The sequence below is a fragment of the Mycobacterium sp. genome (genome assembly GCF_049802695.1).
Taxonomy (GTDB): Bacteria; Actinomycetota; Actinomycetes; order Mycobacteriales; family Mycobacteriaceae; genus Mycobacterium.
Genome location: NZ_JBARMY010000366.1, coordinates 1 through 2,089, shown reverse-complemented (window position 1 = coordinate 2,089; position 2,089 = coordinate 1). Strand labels below are relative to the sequence as shown.

Genomic DNA, 2,089 nt, shown 5'->3' with positions numbered 1-2,089 from the left:
GAGATGGTGCCGCCGGCGATTTCGGCGAGCAGCGCCGCGCATCGGTTCAGCGCGGCAACCGAAACCGCGGGGTCGACAGCGCGCTCATAACGGCGGGCCGCTTCGCTCGGCAGGTGCAGCCGGCGCTGGGTACGTGACACCGCGGCCGGATCCCAGACGGCGGCTTCCAGCAGTACGTCGGTGGAGTCGGCGCGCATCTCGGTGCTCCCGGAGCCCATCACGCCGCCGATGGCCACGGTGGCGACATCATCGACGATGAGCACGTCGGCCGGGTCGAGGCGACGCTCGATGTCGTCGAGAGTCACCACCGTCTCACCGGACCTGGCGAACCGGACGTGGAACCCGCCGCTGATCCGGTTGCGGTCATGGGCGTGCATCGGATGGCCCAGTTCGAGCATCACGTAGTTTGTCGCGTCGACGGCCGGCGAGATGGCCCGGATGCCGGACAGCAGCAGCCGGCGCTGCAGCCACCAGGGTGACACCGCGGCCGGGTCGATTCCGGTGACCGAGCGCAGCGCGAATCGGCGCACCCCGGTGCCGGGTTGCACGCTCAGCGGCCAGGCCTGCCCTTCGGCCGGCAACGCCGGCACCACAGCGCTAAAGGCCGGGTCTGTGAAGTCCAGGTTGAATGCGCAGGCCACCTCGCGAGCCAATCCGCGGATCGACATGCAGTAGCCGCGGTCAGGGGTGATGGCGAGGTGAAACACCACGTCGTCGAACCCGAGCACCTTAGCCGCCTCGGCGCCGGGCTCGGCGGTACCCGGAGCCAGCACGAGGATGCCGGAATGGTCGGCGCCGAAACCGAGCTCGGCCGCTGAGCAGATCATTCCGTCGGAGACGCGGCCATAGGTCTTTCGGGCCGTGATCGTGAAGTCGCCGGGCAGCGTCGTGCCGGGTAACGCTACGACGACAAGGTCGCCGACTGCAAAATTCGTTGCGCCGCAGACGATCCGGCGGGGCTCCTGTTCTCCGACGTCAACCCGGCAGGACCGGATGGGCTTCTTGAATTCGGTGAGCTCCTCGATGTCGCTGACCCGGCCCACGGTCAGCGGGCCGGTGACCGGACCGAGGCCGATCACCTCTTCGACCTCGTGGCCGACGCGAAGCAGCGCCTCCTCGAGGTCGCGGGCGGACACGTCCCACCCCGGGGACCCGGCGTTGACGACTTCCCGCAGCCAACTGTAGGGAACGCGCATCAGGCACCCGCCCCGAACGGCAGCGAGAACCGGACATCGCCTTCGACCATTTCACGCATGTCGGAGATGCCGTTGCGGAACTGCAGTGTGCGTTCCAGTCCCATTCCGAACGCGAAGCCGGAATACTCCTCCGGGTCGATTCCGGCTGCTCGTAAGACGTTCGGGTTCACCATCCCGCAACCGCCCCACTCCACCCAACCGGGTCCGCCCTTCTTGTTGACGAACCACACGTCGACCTCGGCGGACGGCTCGGTGAAGGGAAAGAAGTGCGGGCGGATCCGGGTCCGCGCCGCAGGGCCGAATTCAGCGCGCGCAAAAGCGTCCAACGTTCCCCGCAGATGCGCCATGGACAGCCCGCGGTCCACCGCCAATCCCTCGACCTGATGGAAAACGGGTGTGTGAGTGGCGTCGAGCTCGTCGGTGCGGAAGGTCCGGCCGATCGAGATGACGTAGACCGGCAGCTGCCGCTCGAGCAGAGTGCGGACCTGCACCGGCGAGGTGTGGGTGCGCAGTATCTGCCGGGAGCCCTCCGGCGCGATGTAGAAGGTGTCCTGCTCGCTACGTGCGGGGTGGTCGGGCGGGAAGTTCAAGGCGTCGAAATTGAACTGCTCGGTTTCGACTTCGGGGCCCTCGACCAGTTCCCAGCCCATCGCCACGAAGGTGTCGGCGATGTGTTCGCCGAGCAGCGTGATCGGATGCCGGGCGCCGACCGGTTGGCGGGTCGACGGCAGGGTGACATCTATCTTTTCGGCGACCAGCACCGCCGCATCCCGTTCGGCCCGCAGCGTCGCGAGCCGCTCGTCGTATTCGCGCTGCGCCGCCGCGCGAGCCTGGTTGACCCGGCGCCCCGCGTCGGCCCGCTCCTCTTTGGGCAGCCGGGCCAGTGCTTGGCG

2 protein-coding genes are annotated in these 2,089 nt (G+C 68.2%); both read right to left on the bottom strand.

Going from position 1 to position 2,089, the window contains the following annotated elements:
- Positions 1 to 1,196 (bottom strand): phenylalanine--tRNA ligase subunit beta (locus WA317_RS15260; protein WP_425173829.1); only part of this gene is annotated, 1,196 nt, incomplete at its 3' end.
- Positions 1,196 to 2,089 (bottom strand): phenylalanine--tRNA ligase subunit alpha (gene pheS, locus WA317_RS15255; protein WP_425173828.1); only part of this gene is annotated, 894 nt, incomplete at its 5' end. The genes WA317_RS15260 and pheS, both read right to left, overlap by 1 nt.